We start from the raw sequence: 25,203 nt of genomic DNA, 5'->3' as shown, positions 1-25,203 counted from the left end.
GATGACCGCATCGCAATCCGCCAGTCAGGGCGCCAAGCCAAAACTCGCCTTCCGCCCGCTGCCGGTGCCGCAGGTCGACGTGCGCGGCTTCTGGGGCGACCGCGTCGATGCCGTCACCGCAAAGACCGCCAGCATCCTTTACGACCGCTGCGTCGAAGCGCGCATGCTCGAGCAGATCGACCCCGACCGGCCATCGCCGGGCGTCGTCATTCCGTTCCACTCACCTTCACCGGACGAGGCGGCCACCGCCGGCAACGAGTTCACCGGATCGACGGTGACGACGCAGATGTTCTGGGACTCGGATTGGGGCAAGACCATCGAGACCGCCGCCTATTCGCTCTACCGCCGCCGCAACGACGAGCTGGAGAAGAAGATCGATGCTGTCATCGACATGTATGGCAAGCTGCAGCAGCCCGACGGCTATCTGTCGAGCTGGTACCAGCGCATCCAGCCGGGCTTGCGCTGGACCAATCTGCGCGACTGCCACGAGCTCTATTGCGCCGGCCACCTGATCGAAGGCGCCGTCGCCTATTACCAGGCCACGGGAAAACGCAAGCTGCTCGACATCATGTGCCGCTACGTCGACCATATCGCCGAGACGTTCGGTCCCGAGCCCGGCAAGAAGAAGGGCTATTGCGGCCATGAGGAGATCGAACTGGCGCTGGTCAAGCTGGCACGGGTGACGGGCGAGCGCAAATACATGGAGCTAGCCAAATACTTCATCGACCAGCGCGGCCAGCAGCCGCATTATTTCGACGAGGAGGCGCGCGCCCGCGGCGCCGACCCCAAGGCCTATCATTTCAAGACTTACGAATACAACCAGTCGCACAAACCGGTGCGCGAGCAGGACAAGGTCGTCGGCCATGCGGTGCGGGCGATGTATCTCTATTCGGGCATGGCCGACATCGCCACCGAATATGGCGACGACACGCTGCGGATGGCGCTCGATCGGCTGTGGGACGACCTCATGACCAAGAACCTCTACGTCACCGGCGGCCTCGGGCCGTCGTCGCACAATGAGGGTTTCACCGCCGACTACGACCTGCCCAACGACACCGCCTATGCCGAAACCTGTGCTTCGGTCGGCCTGGTGTTCTGGGCAAGCCGCATGCTCGGCATGGGTCCAAATGCGCGCTACGCCGACATCATGGAGCGGGCGCTCTACAACGGCTCGATCTCCGGCCTGTCGCTCGACGGCTCGCTGTTTTTCTACGAAAATCCGCTCGAAAGCCGCGGCGCCCACCACCGCTGGAAATGGCACCGCTGCCCGTGCTGCCCGCCCAATGTCGGGCGCATGGTCGCCTCGATCGGCAGCTATTTCTACGGCCTGTCGGACGACGCACTTGCCGTCCACCTCTATGGAAACGGCACGGCTCGTTTCGATATTTCTGGGACGCAGATAGAGCTCACCCAAACGAGCAATTATCCCTGGGACGGCGCGGTCTCGATCTCTGTCGAACCGGAAGCTCCGACCGAGTTCACTTTGCACCTGCGCTTGCCGGCCTGGTGCCGCAAGGCAGCGCTCAAGGTCAACGGCGCCGATGTCGATCTGGCTGCCATCAGCAGCGACGGCTATGCCGCGATCCGCCGCGAATGGCGCAAGGGCGACCGCGTCGACCTCGACCTCGAAATGGCCGTCGACCGCCTCTACGCCAACCCACAGGTGCGGCAGGACATCGGCCGCGTCGCACTGGCGCGCGGCCCGCTGATCTATTGCGTCGAGGAGACCGACAATTCCAGCCAGCTGCACCGCATCGCTCTGCCGCGAACGGCCGACATCGAGGCGCATCAGCAGCCGAACCTTCTGGGCGGCGTCGTGACACTTTCGGCGATTGCCAAAAAGGAGGCTTTCGAAAACTGGGAAGAGGGGCTCTACCGCACCGAACCGCCGGCGGTCGAGGACGCGAAAATCACCGCCGTGCCGTATTTCGCCTGGGACAACCGCGACCCCGGCGAGATGCTGGTCTGGCTCAGAAGCGCGGGGTAGGCTGGGCGCGGCAGCGGCTCAAAGTACCTCGACCGCAGTCGCGAATATGTAGCCGGCGCCACGCTCCGTAACAATGAGCTTCGGCTCGCTCGGATTGACCTCGAGCTTGCGGCGCAGCCGCAATATCTGCACGTCGATGCTGCGGTCGAACACCTCTTCGTCGTGCACGCGGCTGGCAGCGAGAAGCTGCTCGCGGCTCAGGATCTGCTGCGGCGATTTCAGGAAGGCTGCCAGCAGATTGAACTCGCCGGCGGTCAGCGGCGTCGCCTCGCCCGCCGCCGACCTCAGGCGCCGCATCCGCATGTCGAGCTCCCAGCCGGCAAAACGATAGCGTACGGGCTTCTTGCCGCGCGGCTGCGGCTGCGCCGACCCCGATCGCCGCAGCACGGCGCGAACACGCGCCAGCAGCTCCCTGAGGCTGAAGGGCTTGGTGATGTAGTCGTCGGCGCCGAGTTCCAGGCCGACGACGCGATCCACCTCGTCGCACCTGTGGCCGGTGATGATGATGATGGGCGCTTCCGGCGGACTGCCGAGTTGCCGCATGATGTCGAACCCGTCCTCGTCGGCAAGCCGCATGTCGAGGATCATCAGGTCTACGGGCTTTTCGTTGAGGACGCGCGACATGGCCCGGCTGTCGGCGACCGCGCTGACCCTGAAGTTTTGGCTCTCCAGGTAATTGGTGAGCATATCGCGAATTTCGGGGTCGTCGTCGACGACAAGGGTATGCTTCGGCGCCGCTGCCTGCTCGATACTGCCTTTCGACTGCTGTTCGTGGCGAATGTTTTGTTCGGCTGACATCTCGCACCGTCCGCAAGCGTGGAACTCATGACCGAGCCGTTGCTTTTATTAAACGTCGATTTTCGGCGATTTATTGGTGAGCGCGATGATCTTCGTAATCGCACACCCTGCCACAGGCTCGCTCGATGGCACATCAGCAGATTGGTAAGGTTCGGGCGGGGCTTTTTGTTCCGCTTTGCCTGGCAATGGCGGCACCTTTTGCGTTGGCCCAGAGCAATCAGCCGGCCCCGCCGATGGGCGAGCCGATTGCACCGATCACGGCCAGCGGCCCCTCCGACCGGGCGAAGATCGCGCTTGGCGAGAGCCTGTTCAACGATGCCCGCCTGTCGCATGGCGATGTCGTCGCTTGCAGTTCCTGTCACAGGCTCGATCTCAGCGGCGACGACGGTCTGGCCCGTTCCGTGGCGGCGGATGGCAAGCCGCTCGATTTCAACACGCCGACCGTCTTCAACGCGGCGCTCGATTTTCGGCTGAACTGGCGCGGCAATTTCCGCACTTTCGAGGAGCAGAACGAGGCAGCCCTGCTCGATGACAGGCTGATGAATACGAGCTGGGAGGAATTGCTGACCAAGCTGCGCTCGAATGCTGAGTATTCGCAGCGGTTCGCGAGGGTCTACGGCTCCATTCCCGACCGGACAAACGTGCTCGACGCGCTTGTTGTCTTTCAACGGTCGCTGATCACGCCCGATGCCCGTTTCGACCGCTATCTCAAGGGCGAACGCGACGCCATCACGACCGACGAAGAGCACGGTTATCAACTGTTCAAAGCGTATGGCTGCGTCGCCTGCCACCAGGGCGCCAACGTAGGCGGCAATCTGTTTCAGAAATTCGGCATCTTCCAGGATCCCTTCGCTCGCCAGAAGACCCTGACCAAGGCGGATCTCGGCCGCTTCGCCGCTACCGGCGCCGAGAGCGACCGCCATGTGTTCCGCGTTCCCAGCCTGCGCAACGTCGCGGTGACGGCGCCGTATTTTCACGATGGCCGCACCGCATCGCTCGCAGACGCGGTGAAGATCATGGCGCGCAACCAACTCGGCCGGGAGCTCGACCAGCGCGATGCCGATCTCATCGTCGAATTCCTCGGGACACTGACGGGCGAGTATCGCGGCCGGCCGTTGACCAGCGCAGCCGATCGTCTGCAGCAATGAAGTCGCTACGCATCCTGGCGCCGATCGTTGCCTGCCTGCTCATCGCCCTGACCTACCTCCTGGTGCAGGGCACGGCTCCCGATGCGGCCCGTCACGAACGCACGCTCGATGCGCTCAGGACCGTCATCCTCTATAACGCCGCACTCCAACGCGATGTTTTAAGGGCACGCGCGGGACTGCTGCGCAGCTACGATCCGCTTGTGCGGTCGATCGAGAACCTGGATGAGGCGACCCAGACGCTGCCGGCTGCCCGCGACGTAGCAAGCCGCGAAACACGGGCGGACATCGCCAAGCGGATCGCCGAAGTCATCGCCGCGATCCGCGACGAGGAAGCGCTCGTCGAGAGGTTCAAGTCCGATAACGCGCTGCTGCAGAACTCGCTGAACTTTTTCAACTATATGAGCGGTCGTCTCACGAGCGAGGGTGACGGCCTTCGAGCGGTCGAGATAGGGGCCCTGATGGTCGCAATGTCGCGGTTTATCAGCGATCCCCAGCCGGATGCGGCAAAAGCAGTAACCGCCGCACTCGACCGGCTGGCAAGGCCCTCCGTCGATGCCGTGCCTGCAAGCGATGTGCTCTCGCTCGTCTCCCATGGCCGGCTTATCGTCACCAGGCTTCCGGCGGTCGACGATCTCGTCGCCCGCCTGCAGACCGCGCCGACGAGCGAGCGGGCTCGCGCGCTGCAGGACGTCTATCTCGGTGCGCATGGGCGGGCCGCGGCGCGGGCCGAACTGTTCCAGACGCTGCTTTATGTCGCCGCGTTGGGTCTCGTCGGCTATGTCGCCTACCTGTTCGCCCGCCTGCGCCGCAACGCGCGGATCCTGCGCGAGCGGCTGGAATTCGAGGGCCTGATCGCCTCGATCTCCACGCAGTTCATCAATCTGCCGCGTGACCGCATCCGCGCCGGCATCAGCACGGGCCTCGCGCGCCTGGTCGAACATGCCGGGCTCGACGGCGCCCAGATTTTCGTCAGCCACATCGCCGGTCCTTCCGGCGGCTACTTCTATCGCCGTCCGGGCGGGAGCAGGCCGGCCCGCCTGTCGAAGGACATGATCGAGCTGGCTTCACGCTGGACGCTGGCCGACCACGAGCGGCAGGGCTGCATCGACGTGCCCCGCGTCGGCGAGCTTCCCGAGGGGCGGGAGAAGGCATCCCTGCAGGCGCACCAGTTTCGATCGTGGCTGTGCATACCGATGTGGCATGCCGGCGAGCGGTTGGGTTTTCTGGCTCTCGATACCGTCACGCACGAAAGGCATTGGGCCGACGACGACATTGCACTGCTGCGCACCGCGGCCGAGATTTTCGCCAATGCCATCGTGCGCGAGCACAATGAACGCGAGCGTGAGGCACTGCAGGCGCGGCTCAATCAGTCGCAACGGCTGGAAGCGATCGGGACCCTCGCCGGCGGCATAGCGCACGAGTTCAACAACATCCTCGGTGCCGTCCTTGGCTACAGCGAGATGGCGCTGGCGGTTCTGCTGAAGGAGTCGCGCGCGCGGCGCTACGTCCAGCAGATCATGCAGGCCGGCAGGCGTGCACAGGACGTCACCGAGCAGATCCTCGCCTTCGGCCGTCGTCACGAGCGGCAGCATCACGCGCTGCGGGCGGAAGCCGTGGTTGCCGAAGCGGTCGACCTGCTGCGCGCCTCGTTCCCCGCCACGCTTTCAGTGCAGACGCATCTTGCAGCCGCGGATGCGGCGATGACGGGCGATCCGACCGAACTTCAGCAGGTGGTGATGAACCTCGGCACCAACGCGGCGCAGGCGATGAACAACCGCGGCGCATTGGAAATCGGTCTCGACACGACGGAATTCGTCGAGGCGCGGATGCTGTCGCACGGCAACCTGCCTGCCGGCCGCTATCTCCGCCTTGCCGTCAGGGACACCGGCAGCGGCATGGATCAGGCGACGCTCGAGCGCATCTTCGAGCCGTTCTTCACGACCAAGCCGGCAGGGCAAGGCACCGGGCTCGGCCTGTCGACGGTGCACGGCATCGTCATAGCGCACAGAGGCGCGGTCGACGTGAACAGCAAGCCCGGCGAAGGCACGACCTTCGAGATCTATTTTCCGCAGATCGAGGCCGCCGAAGCAACCCAGAACGAGGACGAGAGCGACGCCGCCGAGGTGCCGGTCAAGCATGGCAACGGCGAGACGATCCTCGTCGTCGACGACGACACGCCGCTGATGCAACTTGCGGAGGAAATGCTCGCCGCGCTCGGCTACGAGCCGGTCGGGTTCGACCGCAGCCCCGCGGCTCTCAGCGCATTCCGCACCGATCCGGAACGCTTCGACCTGGTGCTGACAGACGAGGTCATGCCCGACATGACAGGGATCGAATTCTCCGGCCAGTTGCACAAGATCCGGCCCGACCTTCCGGTCGTGCTGATGACCGGTTACGGCCGTCAGCTGCGGTCGCGCCAACTGACGGCGGCCGGCATAAGCGAAGTCATCAAGAAGCCGCTGCTGTCGGCCGCCGTCGCACAATGCCTTGCCCGCCATCTGCATTCAGGCTGATCACGGCCGGCCGGATTTCTTCGTTACAACCGTAACCAAAATCCCACCTGGCTGAAATCGACCCGTAGCCGGGCCAGTCGATGGTCCTCCCGCGCCCAGACCATGATCCCGAAAAACCGGGAACCGGTTTTTTGGAAAGGTCATGGTCTCTTGAGGAAGGAGAAATCTTATGGACGCAAACATCACCGAGGTAACGAAACAGGCGAAGAACGTCGCAGAACTGTCGCCCGAAAGCCTTATGCAACTCGGCCTCGGCTTCTGGGCATCGAAGACGTTGCTGAGCGCCGTCGAACTTGACCTTTTCACGGAGTTGGCGGCCGGACCCCTCGAAGGGGAAACACTGAGAAACCGGCTCGGACTGCATGAGCGGGGAGCGCAGGATTTCTTCGACGCGCTGGTTGCGCTGCGCATGCTAGAGCGCGAGGGCAACGTCTACTGCAACACGCCCGTGACTGACCGCTACCTTGACCGCAACAAGTCGACCTATGTTGGCGGGATGCTCGCCAGGGCCGGTCAGCTGCTTTACGCGAACTGGGGCTCGCTCACCGACGCGCTCAGGACGGGCAAACCGCAAAACGGCACCCAGGACGGCGAAGATCTGTTCGACATGCTGTTTTCGGACCCGGACAAGGTGGAGATGTTCGCGCAGGCGATGACCGGCGGCAGCCTCCAGGTGGCGGAGGCGCTCGCCCGGCATTTTCCCTGGGCGGACTATTGTACCTTCATCGATATCGGCACAGCCGAAGGCAGGCTTCCGGTCGAGATCGGCCGCGCCCATCCGCATCTCACCGGCGGCGGTTTCGACCTGCCGCCGATGCGGCCGGTGTTCGAGGCCTATGTGGAGCGGCACGCACTTGCAGACCGGCTTCGGTTTTATCCCGGCGACTTCCTTGCCGAGCCGCTGCCTTCCGCCGACGTGCTGGTGATGGGTCATATCCTGCACGACTGGAACCTGGAGGTGAAGCGCGCGCTGCTGGCAAAGGCCCATTCCGCGCTGCCGAAGCAAGGCGTGCTCATCGTCTACGACCAGATCATCGATGACGAGCGACGGGAGAACGCTGCGGGTCTGCTGATGAGCCTCAACATGCTGGTTAACACCAATGGCGGGTTCGACTACACGCGCGCCGACGGCATGGGCTGGATGCGGGAGGCGGGCTTTGCGGAGGTCCGCTGCGAGCATCTCGCCGGGCCTCACTCGATGATCGTCGGCGTCAAATAGCAGCGGAGAAGCTGATGACACGAAGAGCTCTCATCGCAATTGCCGCCCTTGGCCTGGCCGCAGCATTCACCGCCGCAACGCTCAACCAGGGTGAGGTCGGCGCGGCGTCCGCGACCGCTTCGATCGAGCACGGTCGATACCTGGTGAAAATCGGCGGCTGCAACGACTGCCACACGCCAGGGTACCTGGAGAATGCCGGCAACGTTCCGCAGGATCGATGGCTGATCGGTGACTCGCTCGGCTTCAACGGGCCGTGGGGTACGACTTACCCAACCAATCTTCGCCAATTTTTGCGGACCATGGACGAGGACGACTGGGTACAGTTCGCGCGCACGATCGAGACGCGCCCGCCCATGCCATGGTTCAACCTGCGTGCCATGAGCGAGCCCGACCTGCGCGCCATCCACCGATATGTGCTTTCGCTCCCGGCAGACGATACGCCGGTTCCGGACTATGTGCCGCCCGGTCGTCCGCCGAACACGCCGCATATCGTGTTCGTTCCGCGGGCGCCGAAATCATAGTGGCGTCCGAACGCCGGGCGCAGGGTGTTCTCCGCTTGCGTGGTACGCCAGGCACGGGCGCCTGTTTCAGTCGTAACGCAATTCCCGATTCCGGAAATCACATTGTAGCACCGATCTCCGATCGTGAGGTCGGGCCCTGGGCGGTGATCAGCCTGCCTAGCGGTCACAAATCCCGGATAAATCGATCATGGAGTCAAACATGTACAATCTGCTTGCCGAACATGCGCCGAAGACCGACCGTGATCAGAGCAACATGGATCCGCGTCGCTATGCGTTGGGTTACACGCAAAGCGAATTCAAGCGCCTGGAGCTGCAGGGAGCGCTCATTCACGACCTTACCGAGCATGTCCTGCGCAGTGCGGGCATAGGACCCGGCATGCGCGTGCTCGACATTGGCTGCGGCGTAGGCGATGTCTCCTTGCTGGCCGGAAAGCTGGTCGGACCGGCGGGAAGGGTGCTTGGTGTCGATCGCTCGGCAGAGGCTGTGGACATTGCCGAGCGGCGCGCCACTGAATCCGGCCAGTGTTACTGGACACGTTTCACGACGGCCGAGCTTGATACATTCTCGCCCGACGGGAGCTTCGATGCGGTGATCGGCAGGCTTGTCCTGATGTATCTGCCCGACCCGGCCGCAACCCTGCGCAGGCTTGCCGGTTTCCTGCGGCCTGGCGGCATCGTCGCCGTCCAGGAAATGGCGATGCCGCTCACCCGCAGTTTTCCAGAGGCGCCGCTGTTCGGCAAATGCCGCGGCTGGATCATCGACACGATCGAGCGCGCGGGTTTCGAGGTCGACATGGGTGGCAGGCTGCCCATGGTGTTCGCCGGCGCAGGGCTGCCGGCGCCGCGGATGAACTCCGCCGGCCTCGCCGGCAGCGGACCCGACTCGCCGATCTACGACTACATTGCCGGCACGTTGCGCAGCCTGTTGCCGATGGCCGAGGCAGTCGGTACCGCAACCGCCGCCGAGGTGGAAGTCGATACCCTCGCCGAGCGGCTGCGCAACGAGGCTGTCGAGCAGCAGACGTGCATCATGCTGCCGCCCTTTGTCGGCGCATGGGCGAACACACTGGCATAGAACCGAAGGAAGGACACACGATGCTCGATACTGCCATCGGCGAGCGCGCGGGACATCTCGTCGACCTGCACAACATCGATTTCGCCTGGGACACCGCCATTCCGGCGAGATGCTGGTCTGGCTCAGGGACGAATGAAGCCCGACCGCAGCGCCCGACCGATCTCCTCGGCCACAAGTTCCTGCAACTGCCAGAGATTGCGGTCGCGGATGCCGCAGGCGTCGAGATGGCGAATGGTCTCGAACAGATATTCGGCGCCCGAACCCCAATGGCCGACGGCCGTGGCCAGGGTCGCCGCTATCGCTCGCTTTTCGAGCTTGCCGGCATAGCGCGGATTGGCGGGATCGACAACGAAACCAAGCGCTTGGCCCGTGCCGTCGCCCGTCCTGACCTGCAGCCAGCGCGGCACGTTGACGGCCGGCAGGATGGTCATCTCACGTCGCAACAGCGTTTCGAGATTGGCCCCCACTGGCTCGGCGACCTCGAACACCATGCCCTGACATTGGCCCCCGCGGTCGAGCGCCATCATCAGGCCGGGCTGCTCGACGGTGCCCCTGAAGCGCTGCACCGTAAAACAGAACGAACGGTGCCAGCCCGTCGCCACGGCCCGTTCGCCACCCCTGACCTCGCCGGCCGGCTTCCACAGAAGCGAGCCATAGGCGAACAGCTTCACCGGCCCGCCCGGCGCGCCGGCCAGCACCTCGTCGCGAATGCGCGCGTAATCGGCATCGGTCATGTAGACCATGCCCGGCGTCGGCCCGGCATCCTCGACCGCACGCAAGGTGCGGGCGACCAGCGCCTCGGTCAGCGCCATCGGTGTCTTGCGCGGCGAACGCCGTGATGCGGCGGAAATGACCTTGCTCATCCTCATGCTCTCAGCCTTGCCGCCATGTTGCCGAAGGCTGAAGGATTCTCAAGGGCCGAGTACACCAGCGCGGTATCGGGATTCGAACTGTCATGTACAACAGCTTGACTGGATTCGACGAAATACCGGGCGGACTTAAAGCGTGTCGAGTGAATCCATTTCAACGCGACGCGCTTTAGTGCGGAGGCTGATCTGGCCGGGCGGTATCGTCGCAGCCGTCGACATAGGGATGGACCGACCACCGGGAACCGGGCCGCGCCTGTTGCGCTTTGGTGAGCGGATCCTGGGACTGCGCGTAGCCATCCTGGTAGCCTCGAACGATATCGTCGATATCGGCGGGCCAGTCGCCGTCCCATGGCCCTCCCAGAATCTGGGCCTGCTGGACCGGATGCAGCTCGTTGTGACCTTCATGAAAGCTGTCGTGGATGTGCCCGGCATCATAGACCCACCGGCCGGTCACTCCCAGGATTGTCGCCCCGGTTCCGTCGCCCTTGTTGGTCTCGATGCTCGGCAAGCCGGCATCGCTCGGACTGGCGGTGTCCGAACTGCTGAAGGCCGCGCCGAGCAGCGAGGCGAGCAAGGCGAGAAGCGCCAGCACGTAGGCAACGACCGCGCCGACGCCCGACATGCATACCGCCAGCGCAATCAATGCCGCGGCTAGGGCGAGGATGTTGACGGTCTGCAGGTCATGGATCGATGCCCCTTCGAACTCCACATGCAGCGCCTCTGACTTTACTCCGGTCACCTTGTCCTCCGCCGGGTTCCCCGTGAACAGAAAGCCGTGCGAGGAGGTGATTGCGTTTTCGGCCATCAGATAGCCGAACGGGGCACTGGCGGCGGCAACGGCCTGGGAGACGCCCACCGGGTTGTTCGGCAGCAGCAAATTGAGGCTGTAGTCGGAGTCCAGGCTTCCTGGCCAGGTCTTCTCCGACGGCGGCTCGATGCTGATGACCATGCCGACGATACTCACCGGCTCGCCCAGGCAAACCAGCCGTTTGTTGAGCCACCAGTCGCAATAAGCGAGAATCCACACAATCTCAGTCACCACCAGCGCGATCGGTATGCACCACGGCTCGCCCATCGCGACCACCACCACGACCATCACGGCTGCGAATATGCCGCTGGTAATCGCTGCGCTGATGTACTGGTTGACCGAAATCACCTCGTCGGCGGTCGTGCACTTGGTCCAGGATTTGTCGTCGGTGGCCATCACGGCTCCAAGCTGCTGAGGACGGTCAAGGTGACGCCGCCGCTGGCGCGGTCACCCTCGTCAAACGCATTCAGATTGAGGGCTTGCCGGCCGGTCCAGCCGTCCGGCGGCTTAGCGACCGCCGTGATCGTCACCTGTTCGCCCGGCGCCAGCGACGGCAGGTCAGGCGAAATCTCGACCTTCCAGCCGGGCGGCAGCGGATGAGCCGACGGCAAGTGTGCCGCCAGCCGGCGCTTTTGCTCCGCCTTGGCGGTCTCTTCCGTTGGCTGCCGGTCGTCGCGACAGGGGCCGAGCGGCGGGATGGTGTAGGCATCGACGGTGAACCGGTACCGATGCGGCCGACGGGTAGCGTTGCGCAACTCGAATTGAAATGTTGCTGGCGACTGCGCCAGTCCGACATCGGTATTTTCTTGCCCGAGATTGTTGGCGAAGTTGGCGTCATCGGCCGGATCGAGCAAAGCTTGCAGGCAATAGTGACCTGCTTGCCGCGGCGTATGCCAGTCGAAGGAGACGAACCCAGGCTGGCTGGCGGATCCGATCACCCCGACCGAGACCGGCCTGGTGGCTATCGGATTCGATACGGTTCCGATGCCAAACGACAGATAGGACAGATGAACCGGCATCTTGACGACGACGGCATCCGTGGAGGCGTTCCAGACGCGAACCCGCACCTCGTAGTCGGTGTCCGCCTGCAACCTGCCGGCGGGAACGGGCACACCACCCTGGCGCAGCTCGATGTCGGGATTATCCCAGGTGACCGCGAGACCAAGGCCGATCAGGTAATACTGATCGTAGATCAGCGGGTCAGGTCGGCAGAAAGCAGGGTGGTCGATCGGTACGCAATGCGCCCGGGACCCTTTCTGGTCGACCCGGCGATCACTCCCTAGCCGCCACCGGCGACAGAAACGGCGAGCCATCTCGATCAGTGCCGGAATCCAGGCGGAGAACAGTGCTCGCAGGATCGCCGCTATTCCTCGCATCGACTTCCCCTCTGAAGCTAACGCAGGGCAACGCTCTGATAACAACGGGATTCGCGCGGCAACAGTGTATTGGAGTGTCAGACGACTGGTGCCGTTTGTACTCTGGTCAGACGAATAAAGCTGGGCTCGAACGGTACGCGGGCTATTTCCGCGCGAAGAAACCGCGCGCGAACTGCACGATGCGCTTGTGGAATGCGAGCGCCAATATTGCGACAACGGCAAGTATGTAGAGAGCTTCGGTCGATCCGTCGCCGCCGTCAGGTGAAATACCAAACCAACTCTCGATGAAATCCATGAACAGATTCCCTCCGCGCAAACTTGCGACCCATGTTCAGCATAGCTCTTCAGCTTGTCCCGGTGTCAAGTAGGGATGCATTGCCCATCCACATAAATCCAGCAAAGACCGTTTTGCCGAATTGTCTGCTGTCTGTCGATAAACCTGAGAAATTGCCTAAAGATTGGCTAAAAATTGTCGCGGCTTATTGATGCACAACTGAAGGAAAGCTTTGTATCTCGGTCATTTCCGGGTCATTTTGTCGATCATGTGCGAACGATCCAGTCATGATGGTGTCGCCAAACAGGTCCGGACTTGTGCATGGACAGTACGCGGCCCACCACGATCAGAAGCGCGGGGTAGCCTGAAAAGCAGCCCGGCATGGCTCATTGGACGCCATTCGGCGGTCGTCTGGCCTGGTTTCAAATGTAGTCAGCTCTCGAACGTGCCCGGCGGCGTCGTCACGCTGTCGGCTATTGACAGGAAAGAGGCGTTGAAAATCACCGGCGGTCGAGGAAGCAAAAGTCACCGTGCCGTATTTCGCCTGGGACACCACGATTCCGGCGAGATGCTGGTCTGGATCAGAGCGTCCTGACCGGCCGCCTTATCGTACCGGCCGAGCCTTAGCTGGGCCGGCCGGTACGCTTGCCGGCCTGACGAGGGCCGCCGTCAAGCAGCCGGTCGAATGTTTTGGTTCACCCGGAAGAGGTTGTTCGGGTCGTATTTCTTCTTCAGCGTAGCCAGGCGCTCATAGTTGTCGCCATAAGCCGCCTTGAGCCTTGCATCGCCCTCGTCATCCATCATGAAGTTCAGGTAGGCGCCACCCAGATCGAACGGATGCACGGCCTCCCAGTAGGCCTTGGTCCAGCGCGTCACTGGCCCCGCTTTCTGTGGGTCCGGATCGATCCCGGCGATGACCATCGACCAGGTCGCATCACGGTAATTCCAGGGTGTCTCGTCTTTGCCGACGCGATGGACCGCACCATCGATCGGGTAGAGGTGCATGAGCGATAGCTCGCTCGGCGTCTTCGCCGCCTGCTCGAGATGGGCGTCGATCGCCTCGTCGGACAGCGTCTTGACGAAATCGCCCCGCCAGTACCACTGCATTCCCTTCGGGTAGAGCCCATCGAACATGCTCTGCACCGCGGGATAGGGCATCGTTCCCATCCAGTTGAACCAGGGCGCGGGCAGCGCATCGAGCAGCGGGGCCAGCGCCTCTCTGCCCTTTTCCTCCGGGCCGTTGTAGCAGCACATCAGCAGACACATCCGCTTTCCCCAAAACTCTTCCGGGAAGGGTGCGCTCGAGAGGACGGTCTTGAGCCCGAGAAAGATCCCGAGTTCTTCGGGCGCGTTCGGCAGGAACTCGCGATAATGCTGCATGATGGTGCGGGCGTGGCGCTGATCCCATGCGATCGGCCCCGCAAAGACCATGCTGACCTGGTGGAGCTTGAACACAAAGCTGGTGACGATGCCGAAATTGCCGCCGCCGCCGCGAAGCGCCCAGAACAGGTTGGGGTTCCGCTCCTTGCTGGCGGTGACGAAGCTTCCATCGGCAAGCACGACATCGGCCTCGATCAGATTGTCGATGGTCAGGCCATTTTTGCGCGTCAGATAGCCATGGCCGCCGCTCAGCGTCAGTCCGGCGACCCCGGTGGTCGAGATGATCCCCGCCGGTACGGCCAGGCCAAAGGCATGGGTGGCATGGTCGAGGTCGCCCTGAGTGCAGCCCGGGCCTACCCGCGCCGTGCGGGCATCCGGATCGACGCGCACGCCGTTCATCGCCGACAGGTCGATCACCAGACCGTCGTCGCAGCTCCCCAATCCTGGTCCGTTATGGCCGCCGCCACGTACCGCAACCAGCAAATTGTTGTCGCGGCCGAAATTCACCGCTGTGATTACGTCGGCGACGTCGACACAGCGGGCGATGATCAGCGGCCGCTTGTCGATCATGCCGTTGTAGAGCTTGCGGGCCTCGTCATAGCGGGCGTCGCCGGCGCGGATGACTTCGCCTCGCAGGCTTGCTGCGAATTTGGTGATGTCTTCATCGTTCATGACATTCCTCCCTGTTATTGGACCTGTCGGCCGGCCGATGAAACGCTAATCCCGTCCGCTGTTCCCGCAAATGTCACATCGTCCATTTCTGTTGCCCGATCGTTCAGAGTAGGATTAGACCGGATGGATAGTTGCTCGGGCGGCCATATTGCCGGATAGTTCGAGATGCCTGGCGGAAAAACTCGTTGTCAAAGGGAGTAGCCGATCGTTTCCGGAGGTGTAGTGCATGGATGTCCTTTCCGATGTGCTCCGAGCCGTTCGCCTCACCGGTGCGATCTATTTCGACGTTGACGCCAGCTCTCCCTGGGTCGGCGAGTCGCCGGGCACGGCCGACATTGCCGCCGCCGTCATGCCGGAGGCAGAGCACATCATTTCTTTTCATGCCGTGATGTCGGGCTCGTGCTGGGCCGCGCTGGGAGACGATTCGGTGCCACCGGTGCTCGTGAACGCCGGTGATGTCGTTGTCTTCCCCGGTGGTGTTCCGAACGTGTTGAGCTCCTCGCCGGGGGCGCGGGGCGAACCCAATATGGCGATGTATTATCGGCCGATAGACGAGAGCCTGCCGTTCGCGGTGATCCATGGTGGCGGCGGAGACGAGCGGACCCGGTTCATTTGCGGGTATCTTGGCTGCGATGCACGTCCCTTCAATCCTCTCCTGGCCGCATTGCCGGCCATCCTGTGTGCCCGCAAGCCCGCCGATGGAAGCAGTTGGGTTATCGACCTTTTTCGGCTGGCGCTGGCCGAAGGTGGCAGTGGGCGGGCGGGCTGTGAAACGATCCTCGCCAAGCTGAGCGAGCTGATGTTTGTCGAGATCATCCGCCGCCATCTCGAGACCCTCCCCGACGATTCGCGCGGCTGGCTGTCAGGCCTACGGGATCCACATGTCGGCGAGGCGCTCCGGCTCATCCACGCTCGCCCAAGGGACGAATGGACATTGGACCGGCTCGCCCGCGAAGTGGGGCTCTCGCGCACGGCGTTTGCGAGCCGCTTTACCCACTATGTCGAGGTGTCGCCCATGCACTATCTTGCTCGCTGGCGTCTGCAACTGGCAGGACGTTTGCTCGAACGGCCCGAAATGAGCATCGCGCAAGCGGGTGCCGAGGTCGGCTACGAGTCGGAAGCCGCCTTCAATCGCGCCTTCAAAAAGTTCGTCGGCATTCCACCTGGCACCTGGCGAAAGGGACGGTCGGCGTTGCTCGAGGCTCAGAGATTGTCCACTGGCGTCGTGCAATAGGAAAGAACTGGCAGGGCGTTGACGCTTCGGTCTGCGTGCAGCGTCCCAATGCTCGAAAGCCCCTGGCACAAAGCGGTAGACGATGACCGGCCGCCGCGACGCTTTCGGCGAGGCGTGTCAGGCTTCGCGCCTCAATCCTTCGCGCGCTCGACATAGGCGCCATCGGCCGTCATCACCACCACGCGGGTGCCGGCGCTGATGTGTGGCGGCACCAGGGTACGCACGCCGTTGGACAGCGTTGCCGGCTTGTAGGACGAGGACGCCGTCTGGCCCTTGGTCACCGGCTCGGTCTCGACCACCTCGAAAGTGGCGCGCTGCGGCAGTACCAGCGAGATGGCGATGCTGTTGTATTGCGAGATCTGCACCGGCATGCCTTCCACCAGATAAGGCGCCATGTCGCCGACCACGCTTTCCGGCACCGCGACCTGGTCGTAAGTCTCCGGATTCATGAAGTGAAAGCCTTCGCCGTCACGGTAGAGGAACGTGTGCTCGCGCTCCTCGACATAGGCGCGCTCGACCTGCTCGGTGGTGCGGTAACGCTCGGAAACCTTTACCCCGTCGGAGATACGCCGCATGTCGAGCTGGGTGACCGGCGTACCCTTGCCAGGATGAATGTTTTCGGCAAAGAGGATCACATAAAGCTTGCCGTCCTTTTCGACGACGTTGCCTTTGCGTAAGGAGCTGGCGATGACCTTCACGGGTTTCCATCCTGATAAAATTTGTTGGCGCAAATCGGCTGGAGAGGCCGTTGCGTGCGGCCTAGCGCATCTTGGCCGCAATCGCCAGCCCTCTGTGCAATTCCCCTGAAGCCGATGACCGCCGCCTCGCCATGGTGGACGCCGCATGTCCACGCCGACCGCCGGCCGCGGCTGATCCTGCGCAATGCCATTGCCGCCGGGATGCGCGACTGGTTCGCCCGCCGCGACTTCGTCGAGGTGGAGACATCGGCCCTGCAGGTCTCGCCCGGCAATGAAGCGCACCTGTCGGCCTTTGCCACCGAGGCGATCGGGCCGGACGGGCAGCGCCAGCCGCTCTACCTCCACACTTCGCCGGAATTCGCCTGCAAGAAGCTGCTTGCCGCCGGCGAGGAGCGCATCTTCAGCCTCGGGGCTGTCTGGCGCAACCGCGAGCGCGGCCCCTTGCACCATCCTGAGTTCACCATGCTCGAATGGTACCGCGTCGGCGAGACCTATGAGAGCCTGATGCGCGACTGCGCCGAGCTCGTAGCGCTGGCGGCCGAACGGGCCGGAGCGAAGCGTTTTAGCTTCCGCGGCCGTGAAGCCGATCCGTTCGCCGAGCCGGAACGGTTGAGCGTCGCCGAAGCTTTCATGCGCCATGCCGGCATCGATCTGCTGGCGACGGTTGCAGCCGACGGCAGCACCGACCGCGCGGGGTTGCATGCCGCCCTGGTCCAGGCCGGATTGCGGACCGCGCCCGACGACAATTGGGCCGACCTGTTCAGCCGGGTGATGGTCGAAAAAATCGAGCCGGCGCTGGGGCAGGGGCGCAACACCATTCTTTTCGGATATCCGATCTCGGAGGCGGCATTGGCCCGGCCGAGCGCCGACAATCCGCGCACCGCCGAGCGCTTCGAGCTCTATTGCTGCGGCGTCGAACTCGCCAACGCCTTTGGCGAGTTGACCGATCCGGCCGAGCAGCGCCTGCGCTTTGCCGCCGAAATGGATGAGAAGCAGCGTGTCTATGGCGAACGCTATCCGATCGACGAGGACTTCCTCGCCGCGCTCGCCATCATGCCGCAGGCGAGCGGCGCGGCGCTCGGCTTCGACCGGCTGGTGATGCTCGCCACCGGCGCGCTCAGGATCGAGGACGTGATCTGGACGCCGGTGGCCGCTTCCTGAGGGATTGTCGATCTCGCTCGCCGTTCATCCGCCTGCGGCCTGCGGTCCTGTTTGGGCGCTTGATGCACCCGGTTTGCCCGCTTCTCCCATTGCAGAAGCGGCATCGGGACAATAGATGGTGCAGCAGCGGCTGCCCTTCAGCCGGCCGGAAATAACAGGATCATGCGCATGACCGATACGCTCGACGCAGCGAAACTGACCGATCGCGTCGCGGCCCTGGTCGAGGCTGCCAAACGGGCCGGCGCCGATGCCGCCGATGCCGTTGCGGTACGCGGCCGCTCGACCAGCGTGTCGGTGCGGCTTGGCAAGGTCGAAGGCACAGAGGCGTCCGAGAGCGAGGACGTCTCGCTGCGCGTCTTCGTCGGCAGACGGGTAGCGAGCGTTTCGGCAACGGCGGCATCCGACCCCAATATGCTGGCCGAGCGCGCGGTCGCCATGGCCAAGGTGTCCCCCGAGGATCCCTATCAGGGCCTCGCCGACCCGGCCTTGCTGGTCAAGAAACCGCGCGACCTCGATCTGTTCGACGCCACCGAGGTGTCGGCGGACCAGTTGAAGGAAGCAGCGCTTGCCGCCGAAGCGGCGGCGCTTGCCGTCAAGGGCGTCACCAATTCGGCCGGCAGTGGCGCCAGTGCCGGGCTTGGCGGCCTGGTGCTCGCCACCTCGCACGGCTTCGTCGGCCATTACGTCGCCTCGCGTTTTTCACGCTCGACCAGCGTGATCGCCGGCGAGGGCACCGGCATGGAGCGCGACTACGAATTCTCCTCGCGCCAGCATTTTTCCGATCTCGACCTGCCGGAAGACATCGGCCGCAAGGCCGGTGAGCGCGCCGTCCGCCGCATTGGCGCGCGCAAGGCGGCGACCGGGCCTGTCGACGTGGTGTTCGATCCGCGTGTGGCGCGCGGCATTGCCGGCCACCTTGCCGGTGCCATCAATGGCGCCGCGGTCGCGCGCAAGACCAGCTTTCTCCGCGACATGATGGGCAAGAAGGTGGCTTCGGCCGCAATCACCGTCACCGACGAGCCGCTCCGGCGCCGTGGACAGGCCTCGCGCCCGTTCGACGGCGAAGGCGTCGAGGGCGAAAAACTGTTCATGGTCGACAAGGGCGTGCTCAACCACTGGTTCCTGTCGACTTCGGCGGCTCGGGAACTCGGCCTCGTCACCAATGGGCGCGGCTCGCGCAGCGGCTCGTCGGTCTCGCCGTCGTCGACCAATCTCGCCATCGAGCCCGGGGAAAATACGCCGGAAGAGCTGATCAAGTCGCTCAAGACCGGCTTCTACGTCACCGAAGTGTTCGGCCAGGGCGTCGACATGGTGACGGGCGAATATAGCCGCGGCGCTTCCGGCTTCTGGATCGAAAATGGCGAGCTGGCCTATCCCGTCGCCGAGGTGACCATCGCCTCCAATCTGAAGACGATGTTCCTCAACATGGTTCCGGCGAGCGATCTCGACCGCAATTTCGGCACTGCCGCGCCCACGCTTTTGATCGAAGGAATGACCCTTGCCGGAGCTTGACCCGGCCGTCTCGGCCGGCGCTACTGAAGACCTGCAGCTGTTGCGCGATGCCGCCCGCGAGGCGGGGCTCATCGCCATGCAGTACTTCAACAACAATCCGCAGGTGTGGATGAAGGGCGGCACCTCGCCGGTCAGCGAAGCCGATCACGCCGCCGACAAATATCTGCGCGAGACCTTGCTGGCGGCCCGGCCGGATTATGGCTGGCTGTCGGAGGAAACCGTAGACGACCCGGTAAGGCTCATCGCGCGCCGCACCTTTGTCGTCGATCCGATCGACGGCACGCGCGGCTTCCTCGAAGGGCTGCCCACATGGTGCGTCAGCGTCGCTGTGGTCGAGAACGGCCGAACGCTTGCCGGCGTGCTCGACTGCCCGGCGAAGGGCGAAATCTATTGGGCGCTGCCGGGCGAGGGCGCGTTCCTGAATGGCAGGCGCATCAGCGTGCGTCCGCCGTCGGGAACGGCCGAAATCGCCGGACCGAAGGCGATGATCGACCTGATGCCGGCGAAATGGCACAAACGGCTGAAGCGCGTGCTCTATATTCCTTCGCTCGCCTACCGGCTGGCGATGATCGCCGGCGGCCAGCTCGATGCCACCTTCGTCAAGGCCAACGCGCATGACTGGGACATCGCCGCGGCCGATCTCATCCTGCGCGAGGCAGGCGGCGCCTTGCTCGATCGGCATGGCCGCGCGCCGCTCTATGCCGGCGAAGTGATCCGTCACGGACCGCTCGCCGCCGGCAGCGGCGAACTCCTCGCCGTGCTCGCCGGCGTCATCGCCGGGCTGGACAATTGACCACTATCAATAGTTCCAAAGTCGGCGGCTTTGGTCTAGACCTGTCCCAAACTCACGATATGTGAAGGATCGACATGGCCGCTGAAGACGGAAAGAAACAGCTTTTGCACCTGGTGTTCGGCGGCGAACTCAAGAAGCTGGGCGGCACCGAATTCCGCGATCTCGACGCGCTCGATATTGTCGGCATCTATCCGGACTATCAATCGGCGCACGCCGTCTGGAAGGCCAAGGCGCAAGCTAGCGTCGACAATGCCCATATGCGCTATTTCGTCGTTCACCTGCACCGCCTGCTCGACCCCGAAAACAAGGCTGTCGGTTGACATCGATGAACCATGAAGCGGTCAAGCGATCAGCCCCGCGGTCGGCGGTCAGACGTCGCAAGCCGAAGACGTTCTGGCGCAAGATCCGCGAACCGCTGGCGCAGTCGCGATTCGTCAAGAATGCGCTTGCCGCGCTGTTTGCGTATTTCGTCCGCCTTGTCCGCTTGACCAACCGCATGGTTGACGGATCGGCCAAGTTTTCCGGCGGCGCCTATGCGCAGCTCGAGCCTGGCATCATCGCGCTCTGGCACGGCCAGCACCTGCTGACCCCGGCCTACTATCCCAAGGGACGGCCGCTGGTTGCCATGGTATCGCGCAGCGCCGATGCCGAGCTCAACGCGCTGATGGTCGAGAAATTCGGCATCGAGGCGGTGCGCGGCTCTGGCGGGCGCGAAAGCGCAAGGCATCTCGACAAGGGCGGGGCCAAGGCGCTCATCGCCCTCAAAAAGTCGCTCGCCACCGGCAAGAATGTCGCCATGATTGCTGATATTCCCCACGGCACGTCGCGCGATGCGGGGCTCGGCGTCGTCCTTCTGGCGCGGCTGTCCGGCCGGCCGATCCTGCCTGCCGCGATAGCCACCAGCCGCCGCAAGGTGATCGAGGGCAGCTGGGACAAGACGACGATCAACTTGCCCTTCGGCCGCTCCTCGATTGTCGTCGGCACGCCTGTCTTCGTGCCGGCCAACGCCGACGCCGCGGAAATGGAACGCAAGCGCCAGGAGGTCACGGCCTCGCTCAATGCCGCGACCGCCGAGGCCTATCGCCTTGTGGACGGTTCGAAATGAGTATGCGCTGGGCCCGCGCCTTCCTGACGGCCTACCGCTTCGCCGGGGCCGCCGCTTACCCGCTGGTCGGACCTTACGTCGCCTGGCGCACTTCCAGAGGCAAGGAGGACCGCATTCGCCGGCGTGAACGCTACGGCGTCGCCGGACGCGAGCGTCCCGAAGGCCCGGTGATCTGGATCCATGCAGCCAGCGTCGGCGAGACCATCGCCGTCGTGCCGCTGGTCGAGAGCATTCTCGATTACGGCGTCAACATCGTGCTGACGACGGGCACGGTCACCTCGGCGCAGGTCGCCGAAGAACGGCTGGGCGACCGCATCATCCACCAATATGTGCCGCTCGACCTCAAGCCGGCGGTCAGCCGCTTCCTCGACCATTGGCAGCCGGACCTGGCGATCATCGCCGAATCGGAGATCTGGCCGATGACCATCCTGGAACTCGGCGCCCGCCGCGTGCCGCAGGTTCTGGTCAACGGCAGGCTGTCCGACCGCTCCTTCAAGTCCTGGAAGAAGCGCGCCAACATTGCCGAAGCATTGTTCGAAAATCTTGCCCATGTCGTCGCCCAGTCGGATCTCGATGGCGAGCGCTTCCTGTCGCTCGGCGCCCGGCCGGTCACCGTATCCGGCAATCTCAAGGTCGACACCGCGCCGCCGCCGGCCGACGAGCGGGCGTTGGCGGCGCTGAAACGCCAGATCGGCGGTCGCCCGACCTGGGCGGCGACCTCGACCCATGACGGCGAAGAGGCGGTCGCCGCCGAAGTTCACGCCATGCTGCACAAGCGCCACCACGGGCTTTTGACGATCATCGTGCCGCGCCATCCCGATCGCGCCGGGCAGCTGGCCGCCCAGATTTCCGGCATGGGCCTGAAGCTGGCGCAGCGCAGCAAGGGCGACAGGATCACCGCCGACACCGATATTCTGCTCGGCGACACGATCGGCGAGATGGGGCTTTATCTGAGGCTGACAGAAATTGCCTTTGTCGGCCGTTCGCTGACTTCCGAGGGCGGCCAGAACCCGCTGGAACCAGCCATGCTGGAGACGGCGGTGCTTGCCGGCCGCAACGTCCAGAATTTTCGCGAGGCCTATCAGCGCCTGCTCGATAGCGGCGGCGCCAAGCTGGTGCGCGACCGCGATATGCTGGCCGGCGCCGTTAATTTCCTTTTGACCAACGAGGCGGCCCGCCATGAGATGATGGCGGCGGGTGCGGCGACGGTCGACGAGATGCGCGGTGCGCTGGCGCATACGCTCAGGTCGCTCGAGCCCTATATCCAGCCGCTGGTCGTCAAGTCGCGCCTGAAGGGCGCGAACGGGCGCTGACGTGACCTCGGAAGCGCCACCCTTCTGGTGGGAAGAGCCGGACTGGCGGGTCACGGCGCTGTCGCCGCTTTCCGTCATCTATGCGCTTGTCGCCGGTCGCCGCATGCGGCACGCGCCGCGCGAAAAGGTCGAGGCGCCGGTGCTCTGCGTCGGCAACTTCACCGTCGGCGGCACCGGCAAGACGCCGGTGGCGATCGCGCTGGCCGAGCAGGCCAGGCGCATGCAGCTCAATCCGGGCTTCCTGTCGCGCGGCCATGGCGGCTCCTTCGCGCAGCCGCATATCGTCGATCCGCACCACGACGCCGCCAAGCATGTCGGCGACGAGCCGCTGCTTCTGGCCGAACACGCGCCGGTCGCGGTGACGCCGAACCGGGCCGCCGGCGCCAGGCTTCTGCTGGAGAAGCTCGGCTGCGATTTCTTGATCATGGATGACGGTTTTCAGAGCGCGCGCATCCACATCGACTATGCGCTGGTCGTTGTCGATGCGCGCCATGGCATCGGCAATGGCCGCGTCATCCCCGGCGGGCCCCTGCGGGCGAACATCGTCGACCAGCTGGTCTTCACCAGCGCCTTGCTGAAGATGGGCGAGGGCACCGCGGCCGACACGGTCGTTCGCCAGGCAGCGCGCGCCGGCAGGCCGATCTTCGAGGCGCATACCGCGCCGAGCAGCAAGGTGACGCTGGCCGGCAGGCGTTTCCTGGCGTTCGCCGGCATCGGTCATCCCGATAAGTTTTTCGACACGGTAAGCGAGGCCGGCGGCGAGCTTGCGCTGACCAAATCGTTTCCTGACCATCATTTCTATGGCGAGGACGAGCTTGCCGAATTGGCGGCGACGGCGCGTAAAGCCGGGGTTGGCCTCATTACCACCGCCAAGGACGCTGCCCGCCTGCGTCACGGCGCGGCGCCGCCGGAATTCCTCGACGGGCTCGATGTGCTGGAGATCGACACCGTCTTCGAGCTCGACCATGTGCCGCAACGCATCATCGACGAGACGCTGGATGCCTGGCGGCAGCGCCGGCTGAGGGGCTGACCAGCAGCTTGAGCACCGAGGCGATGTAGGACTGAAATTTGCAGCTTTCCGCCGGTCGAGCGTATTTTGTTCCTGCTTTGTGCCGGCAGCTATGCTAGTAATTTGGGTACGGTGATGATTCGCCGGTGACCCGCCCTCGAGCCCGAGGCGGTTTTTTTATTTCAAGATAGCCTCTAAGGTTTCGGTGTTGCCGGCCTGACACCGCGGCAGAGGGCGCAGGATCGCAACGGGGCGGCTTTCATTGCGCTGGACTAGCGTCGGCGGCGCAGTTCCGGATGCGCTTCGATCTCGCGGCGCAGCGAGGCGGCGGCGTTCACATAGGGTTCCTGCCTGGCGACACTCCAGTATTTGAGCTCGTCGAGCGGGATGCTCTCGCCGGTCACCGCGCAGCGCACGAAGGCGCCGGGGCTGGTCACCTGGAAGTCGCCATCGAGATAGCGGATGCGGGCTTCCTTGCCGCCGGGACCTTCGAAACGGTTCATCATGGGGTGGTGCCGAAATTCATGACGATGTCATCGCCACAAATTGCGGCGAGGTCAAGCTCGGTTGGCCTTGCCTGGTTCTGTTTCTGGTGGCACTTGCTCGAACAAGCCGGCAAACCGGATGCCAATGCATGTCGCGCAAAAGTGTGCAGCGGTTTTGCGATAACGACATGCATAAACACAAGAACCTGAAGCACGTCGCATCAGGCCGGTCGAACGCGACGCGCCTTAGGCATCTCATTCCTCGGCGATGATAAACTCTTCGATCTTCTCCGCTGGCAGCCCGGCCTGGACCGCGATGCGCCGGGCGAGTTCGGCGGCGGCGGCGCGCGGGCGCCCCAGCGGCCGGTCGAGCCAGTAAGATATCGGGCTCAGCGCACTGCGCTCGTCTACGGCGACGATGCGGCCCGATTTCAATTGGTCCACCGTCAACGGCGGACGTGCCAGCGCAATACCGAGCCCGTGCGCGGCGGCGTCGAGCACGAGGTTGTAGTCCTCGAAACGGCGGTCGTGCGGCCGCGGCCGATAGTCCATCTCCTGCGCCGCAAACCAGGCGCGCCAGGCTGAAGCGTCGGAATCATTGATCACCGGAAATTCGAGCAGTCGGGCGGGATCTCCGCGACCGATCTCCCTGGCCAGTCCCGGCGAGGCGACCGGGAACACATATTCTTCGAAAAGCTGCACCGAGATCCGGCCCGGAATGCGACCGCGCCCGCAGCGGATCGACAGGTCGATGCCCTCGTCGGCAAGATCGCCTTGGCGGATGTCGACGTCGAGCACGATGCGCAGCTTGGACGGGTGGTTCTCCAGCGCCGCCATGCGTGGCATCAGCCACAGCCCGCTGACCGATGGGATCGAGGTCAGCCGCACCACCGCCGTGCCGCGCGGCTCAACCCAGCGATCCGAATTGCTGGCGATCAGGGCGAAGGCTTCGGCGGTGCGCAGATGCAGGCGGTTGCCCTCGATGGTCAGCGAGACGCCGCGCGCGCCGCGATCGAAGACTTTCAGCCCGAGCCAGCCCTCGAGCTTGGCGATCTGCCGGCTGACGGCGCCATGGGTGATGTTGAGCTTCTCGGCCGCCGCCGAAAAGCTGCCGGTCCGCGCCGCGGCGTCGAAGGCGCGCAGCGTTTCGAGCGGCAGCAACGAGTCTGAGCTGTGATCCATAGTCACAGGTGATCCTCGATTTGTTCGTTTGTCAACCGACCTGCAATAGCGTTTCTTTACTTCATGGCATT

General features: G+C 64.0%; 23 protein-coding genes. 14 read left to right on the top strand and 9 right to left on the bottom strand.

Features of this window, described 5'->3' with window-relative positions:
* The first annotated feature begins 1 nt into the window (after position 1).
* Positions 2-1,987 carry a glycoside hydrolase family 127 protein gene (locus tag NKJ23_RS26860; RefSeq protein WP_352683519.1) on the top strand — a complete coding sequence of 662 codons (1,986 nt, stop codon included), beginning with the start codon at positions 2-4 and terminating at the stop codon, positions 1,985-1,987.
* Between the two features lie 18 nt (positions 1,988-2,005).
* Here the strand turns inward: NKJ23_RS26860 and NKJ23_RS26855 are convergent, their stop codons facing one another.
* Positions 2,006-2,785 (bottom strand): response regulator, encoded by a 780-nt coding sequence (locus NKJ23_RS26855; protein ID WP_352683517.1) that lies wholly within the window; start codon positions 2,783-2,785, stop codon positions 2,006-2,008.
* Positions 2,786-3,018: 233 nt separating this feature from the next.
* Between NKJ23_RS26855 and NKJ23_RS26850 the strand changes: the two genes are divergently transcribed.
* The 5 genes from NKJ23_RS26850 to NKJ23_RS26830 all read left to right on the top strand — a co-directional run bounded on the left by NKJ23_RS26850 (position 3,019) and on the right by NKJ23_RS26830 (position 9,261).
* Positions 3,019-3,933: a cytochrome-c peroxidase gene (locus tag NKJ23_RS26850; protein ID WP_352683515.1), complete on the top strand. Its 915-nt coding sequence runs from the start codon at positions 3,019-3,021 to the stop codon at positions 3,931-3,933.
* Positions 3,930-6,446 carry a two-component system VirA-like sensor kinase gene (locus NKJ23_RS26845; protein ID WP_352683513.1) on the top strand — a complete coding sequence of 839 codons (2,517 nt, stop codon included), beginning with the start codon at positions 3,930-3,932 and terminating at the stop codon, positions 6,444-6,446. The genes NKJ23_RS26850 and NKJ23_RS26845 overlap by 4 nt, the downstream gene beginning before the upstream one ends.
* A gap of 169 nt (positions 6,447-6,615) precedes the next feature.
* Positions 6,616-7,665, top strand: coding sequence for a methyltransferase (locus NKJ23_RS26840; protein ID WP_352683511.1), 1,050 nt, complete (start codon positions 6,616-6,618; stop codon positions 7,663-7,665).
* 14 nt (positions 7,666-7,679) lie between these two features.
* Positions 7,680-8,186, top strand: coding sequence for a hypothetical protein (locus tag NKJ23_RS26835; RefSeq protein WP_352683508.1), 507 nt, complete (start codon positions 7,680-7,682; stop codon positions 8,184-8,186).
* A gap of 187 nt (positions 8,187-8,373) precedes the next feature.
* Positions 8,374-9,261: a class I SAM-dependent methyltransferase gene (locus NKJ23_RS26830; RefSeq protein WP_352683506.1), complete on the top strand. Its 888-nt coding sequence runs from the start codon at positions 8,374-8,376 to the stop codon at positions 9,259-9,261.
* A 122-nt stretch (positions 9,262-9,383) separates the two neighbouring features.
* Here NKJ23_RS26830 and NKJ23_RS26825 read toward each other — a convergent pair whose 3' ends face one another.
* From NKJ23_RS26825 to NKJ23_RS26805, 5 genes are all read right to left on the bottom strand, one after another.
* Positions 9,384-10,124, bottom strand: coding sequence for a gamma-glutamylcyclotransferase (locus NKJ23_RS26825; RefSeq protein ID WP_352578307.1), 741 nt, complete (start codon positions 10,122-10,124; stop codon positions 9,384-9,386).
* A gap of 175 nt (positions 10,125-10,299) precedes the next feature.
* Entirely contained in the window at positions 10,300-11,334 is a 1,035-nt protein-coding gene (locus NKJ23_RS26820) for a hypothetical protein (RefSeq protein WP_352683504.1), read from the bottom strand.
* Positions 11,334-12,314 carry a hypothetical protein gene (locus NKJ23_RS26815; RefSeq protein ID WP_352683502.1) on the bottom strand — a complete coding sequence of 327 codons (981 nt, stop codon included), beginning with the start codon at positions 12,312-12,314 and terminating at the stop codon, positions 11,334-11,336. Before NKJ23_RS26815 ends, NKJ23_RS26820 begins: the two co-directional genes overlap by 1 nt.
* Before the next feature lie 142 nt (positions 12,315-12,456).
* Positions 12,457-12,609: a hypothetical protein gene (locus NKJ23_RS26810; protein WP_352578310.1), complete on the bottom strand. Its 153-nt coding sequence runs from the start codon at positions 12,607-12,609 to the stop codon at positions 12,457-12,459.
* 648 nt (positions 12,610-13,257) lie between these two features.
* Positions 13,258-14,640, bottom strand: a complete 1,383-nt coding sequence (locus NKJ23_RS26805; protein WP_352683500.1) for an FAD-binding oxidoreductase — start codon at positions 14,638-14,640, stop codon at positions 13,258-13,260.
* A 226-nt stretch (positions 14,641-14,866) separates the two neighbouring features.
* Between NKJ23_RS26805 and NKJ23_RS26800 the strand changes: the two genes are divergently transcribed.
* Entirely contained in the window at positions 14,867-15,874 is a 1,008-nt protein-coding gene (locus NKJ23_RS26800; RefSeq protein ID WP_352683498.1) for an AraC family transcriptional regulator, read from the top strand.
* Positions 15,875-16,005: 131 nt separating this feature from the next.
* On the opposite strand, the gene efp is transcribed toward NKJ23_RS26800, so the two are convergent.
* A complete protein-coding gene (gene efp / locus NKJ23_RS26795; RefSeq protein ID WP_352457103.1) occupies positions 16,006-16,572 on the bottom strand; it encodes an elongation factor P in 567 nt (188 codons plus the stop codon).
* A gap of 114 nt (positions 16,573-16,686) precedes the next feature.
* Between efp and epmA the strand changes: the two genes are divergently transcribed.
* From epmA to lpxK, 7 genes are all read left to right on the top strand, one after another.
* Complete coding sequence (gene epmA, locus NKJ23_RS26790; RefSeq protein WP_352578312.1) at positions 16,687-17,733, top strand: EF-P lysine aminoacylase EpmA; 1,047 nt, start codon at positions 16,687-16,689, stop codon at positions 17,731-17,733.
* Positions 17,734-17,901: 168 nt separating this feature from the next.
* Positions 17,902-19,245, top strand: coding sequence for a TldD/PmbA family protein (locus tag NKJ23_RS26785; RefSeq protein ID WP_352683496.1), 1,344 nt, complete (start codon positions 17,902-17,904; stop codon positions 19,243-19,245).
* Positions 19,232-20,038: a 3'(2'),5'-bisphosphate nucleotidase CysQ gene (locus NKJ23_RS26780; RefSeq protein ID WP_352683494.1), complete on the top strand. Its 807-nt coding sequence runs from the start codon at positions 19,232-19,234 to the stop codon at positions 20,036-20,038. The genes NKJ23_RS26785 and NKJ23_RS26780 overlap by 14 nt, the downstream gene beginning before the upstream one ends.
* A gap of 74 nt (positions 20,039-20,112) precedes the next feature.
* Positions 20,113-20,358 (top strand): DUF4170 domain-containing protein, encoded by a 246-nt coding sequence (locus NKJ23_RS26775; protein WP_023674378.1) that lies wholly within the window; start codon positions 20,113-20,115, stop codon positions 20,356-20,358.
* Positions 20,359-20,363: 5 nt separating this feature from the next.
* Positions 20,364-21,143: a lysophospholipid acyltransferase family protein gene (locus NKJ23_RS26770; RefSeq protein WP_352683492.1), complete on the top strand. Its 780-nt coding sequence runs from the start codon at positions 20,364-20,366 to the stop codon at positions 21,141-21,143.
* Positions 21,140-22,456, top strand: coding sequence for a lipid IV(A) 3-deoxy-D-manno-octulosonic acid transferase (gene waaA / locus NKJ23_RS26765; protein WP_352616932.1), 1,317 nt, complete (start codon positions 21,140-21,142; stop codon positions 22,454-22,456). The genes NKJ23_RS26770 and waaA overlap by 4 nt, the downstream gene beginning before the upstream one ends.
* 1 nt (position 22,457) lies before the next feature.
* Positions 22,458-23,486, top strand: coding sequence for a tetraacyldisaccharide 4'-kinase (gene lpxK, locus NKJ23_RS26760; protein ID WP_352683490.1), 1,029 nt, complete (start codon positions 22,458-22,460; stop codon positions 23,484-23,486).
* Positions 23,487-23,737: 251 nt separating this feature from the next.
* On the opposite strand, the gene NKJ23_RS26755 is transcribed toward lpxK, so the two are convergent.
* Both NKJ23_RS26755 and NKJ23_RS26750 read right to left on the bottom strand, forming a co-directional pair.
* Complete coding sequence (locus NKJ23_RS26755) at positions 23,738-23,971, bottom strand: DUF2093 domain-containing protein (protein WP_031211156.1); 234 nt, start codon at positions 23,969-23,971, stop codon at positions 23,738-23,740.
* A 234-nt stretch (positions 23,972-24,205) separates the two neighbouring features.
* Positions 24,206-25,132, bottom strand: a complete 927-nt coding sequence (locus NKJ23_RS26750) for a LysR family transcriptional regulator (RefSeq protein ID WP_352683488.1) — start codon at positions 25,130-25,132, stop codon at positions 24,206-24,208.
* Positions 25,133-25,203: the final 71 nt, after the last annotated feature.

Origin of the sequence: Mesorhizobium sp. M0184 (genome assembly GCF_040322215.1) — a bacterium.
GTDB lineage: Bacteria > Pseudomonadota > Alphaproteobacteria > Rhizobiales > Rhizobiaceae > Mesorhizobium.
The sequence above is the reverse complement of the archived record's forward strand: the minus strand, read 5'-3'. Positions and strand labels throughout refer to the sequence as shown.

Excerpts from the sequence above, each read along its gene's own strand:
- NKJ23_RS26855 (WP_352683517.1), bottom strand. The coding sequence starts at position 2,785 with ATGTCAGCCGAACAAAACATTCGCCACGAACAGCAGTCGAAAGGCAGT.
- NKJ23_RS26845 (WP_352683513.1), top strand. The coding sequence starts at position 3,930 with ATGAAGTCGCTACGCATCCTGGCGCCGATCGTTGCCTGCCTGCTCATC.
- NKJ23_RS26860 (WP_352683519.1), top strand. The coding sequence starts at position 2 with ATGACCGCATCGCAATCCGCCAGTCAGGGCGCCAAGCCAAAACTCGCC.
- NKJ23_RS26815 (WP_352683502.1), bottom strand. The coding sequence starts at position 12,314 with ATGCGAGGAATAGCGGCGATCCTGCGAGCACTGTTCTCCGCCTGGATT.
- NKJ23_RS26850 (WP_352683515.1), top strand. The coding sequence starts at position 3,019 with ATGGGCGAGCCGATTGCACCGATCACGGCCAGCGGCCCCTCCGACCGG.
- NKJ23_RS26800 (WP_352683498.1), top strand. The coding sequence starts at position 14,867 with ATGGATGTCCTTTCCGATGTGCTCCGAGCCGTTCGCCTCACCGGTGCG.
- NKJ23_RS26805 (WP_352683500.1), bottom strand. The coding sequence starts at position 14,640 with ATGAACGATGAAGACATCACCAAATTCGCAGCAAGCCTGCGAGGCGAA.
- waaA (WP_352616932.1), top strand. The coding sequence starts at position 21,140 with ATGAGTATGCGCTGGGCCCGCGCCTTCCTGACGGCCTACCGCTTCGCC.
- NKJ23_RS26840 (WP_352683511.1), top strand. The coding sequence starts at position 6,616 with ATGGACGCAAACATCACCGAGGTAACGAAACAGGCGAAGAACGTCGCA.
- NKJ23_RS26820 (WP_352683504.1), bottom strand. The coding sequence starts at position 11,334 with ATGGCCACCGACGACAAATCCTGGACCAAGTGCACGACCGCCGACGAG.
- NKJ23_RS26830 (WP_352683506.1), top strand. The coding sequence starts at position 8,374 with ATGGAGTCAAACATGTACAATCTGCTTGCCGAACATGCGCCGAAGACC.
- NKJ23_RS26810 (WP_352578310.1), bottom strand. The coding sequence starts at position 12,609 with ATGGATTTCATCGAGAGTTGGTTTGGTATTTCACCTGACGGCGGCGAC.
- NKJ23_RS26775 (WP_023674378.1), top strand. The coding sequence starts at position 20,113 with ATGGCCGCTGAAGACGGAAAGAAACAGCTTTTGCACCTGGTGTTCGGC.
- NKJ23_RS26770 (WP_352683492.1), top strand. The coding sequence starts at position 20,364 with ATGAACCATGAAGCGGTCAAGCGATCAGCCCCGCGGTCGGCGGTCAGA.
- NKJ23_RS26825 (WP_352578307.1), bottom strand. The coding sequence starts at position 10,124 with ATGAGCAAGGTCATTTCCGCCGCATCACGGCGTTCGCCGCGCAAGACA.
- NKJ23_RS26755 (WP_031211156.1), bottom strand. The coding sequence starts at position 23,971 with ATGATGAACCGTTTCGAAGGTCCCGGCGGCAAGGAAGCCCGCATCCGC.
- NKJ23_RS26750 (WP_352683488.1), bottom strand. The coding sequence starts at position 25,132 with ATGGATCACAGCTCAGACTCGTTGCTGCCGCTCGAAACGCTGCGCGCC.
- NKJ23_RS26785 (WP_352683496.1), top strand. The coding sequence starts at position 17,902 with ATGACCGATACGCTCGACGCAGCGAAACTGACCGATCGCGTCGCGGCC.
- NKJ23_RS26835 (WP_352683508.1), top strand. The coding sequence starts at position 7,680 with ATGACACGAAGAGCTCTCATCGCAATTGCCGCCCTTGGCCTGGCCGCA.
- epmA (WP_352578312.1), top strand. The coding sequence starts at position 16,687 with ATGACCGCCGCCTCGCCATGGTGGACGCCGCATGTCCACGCCGACCGC.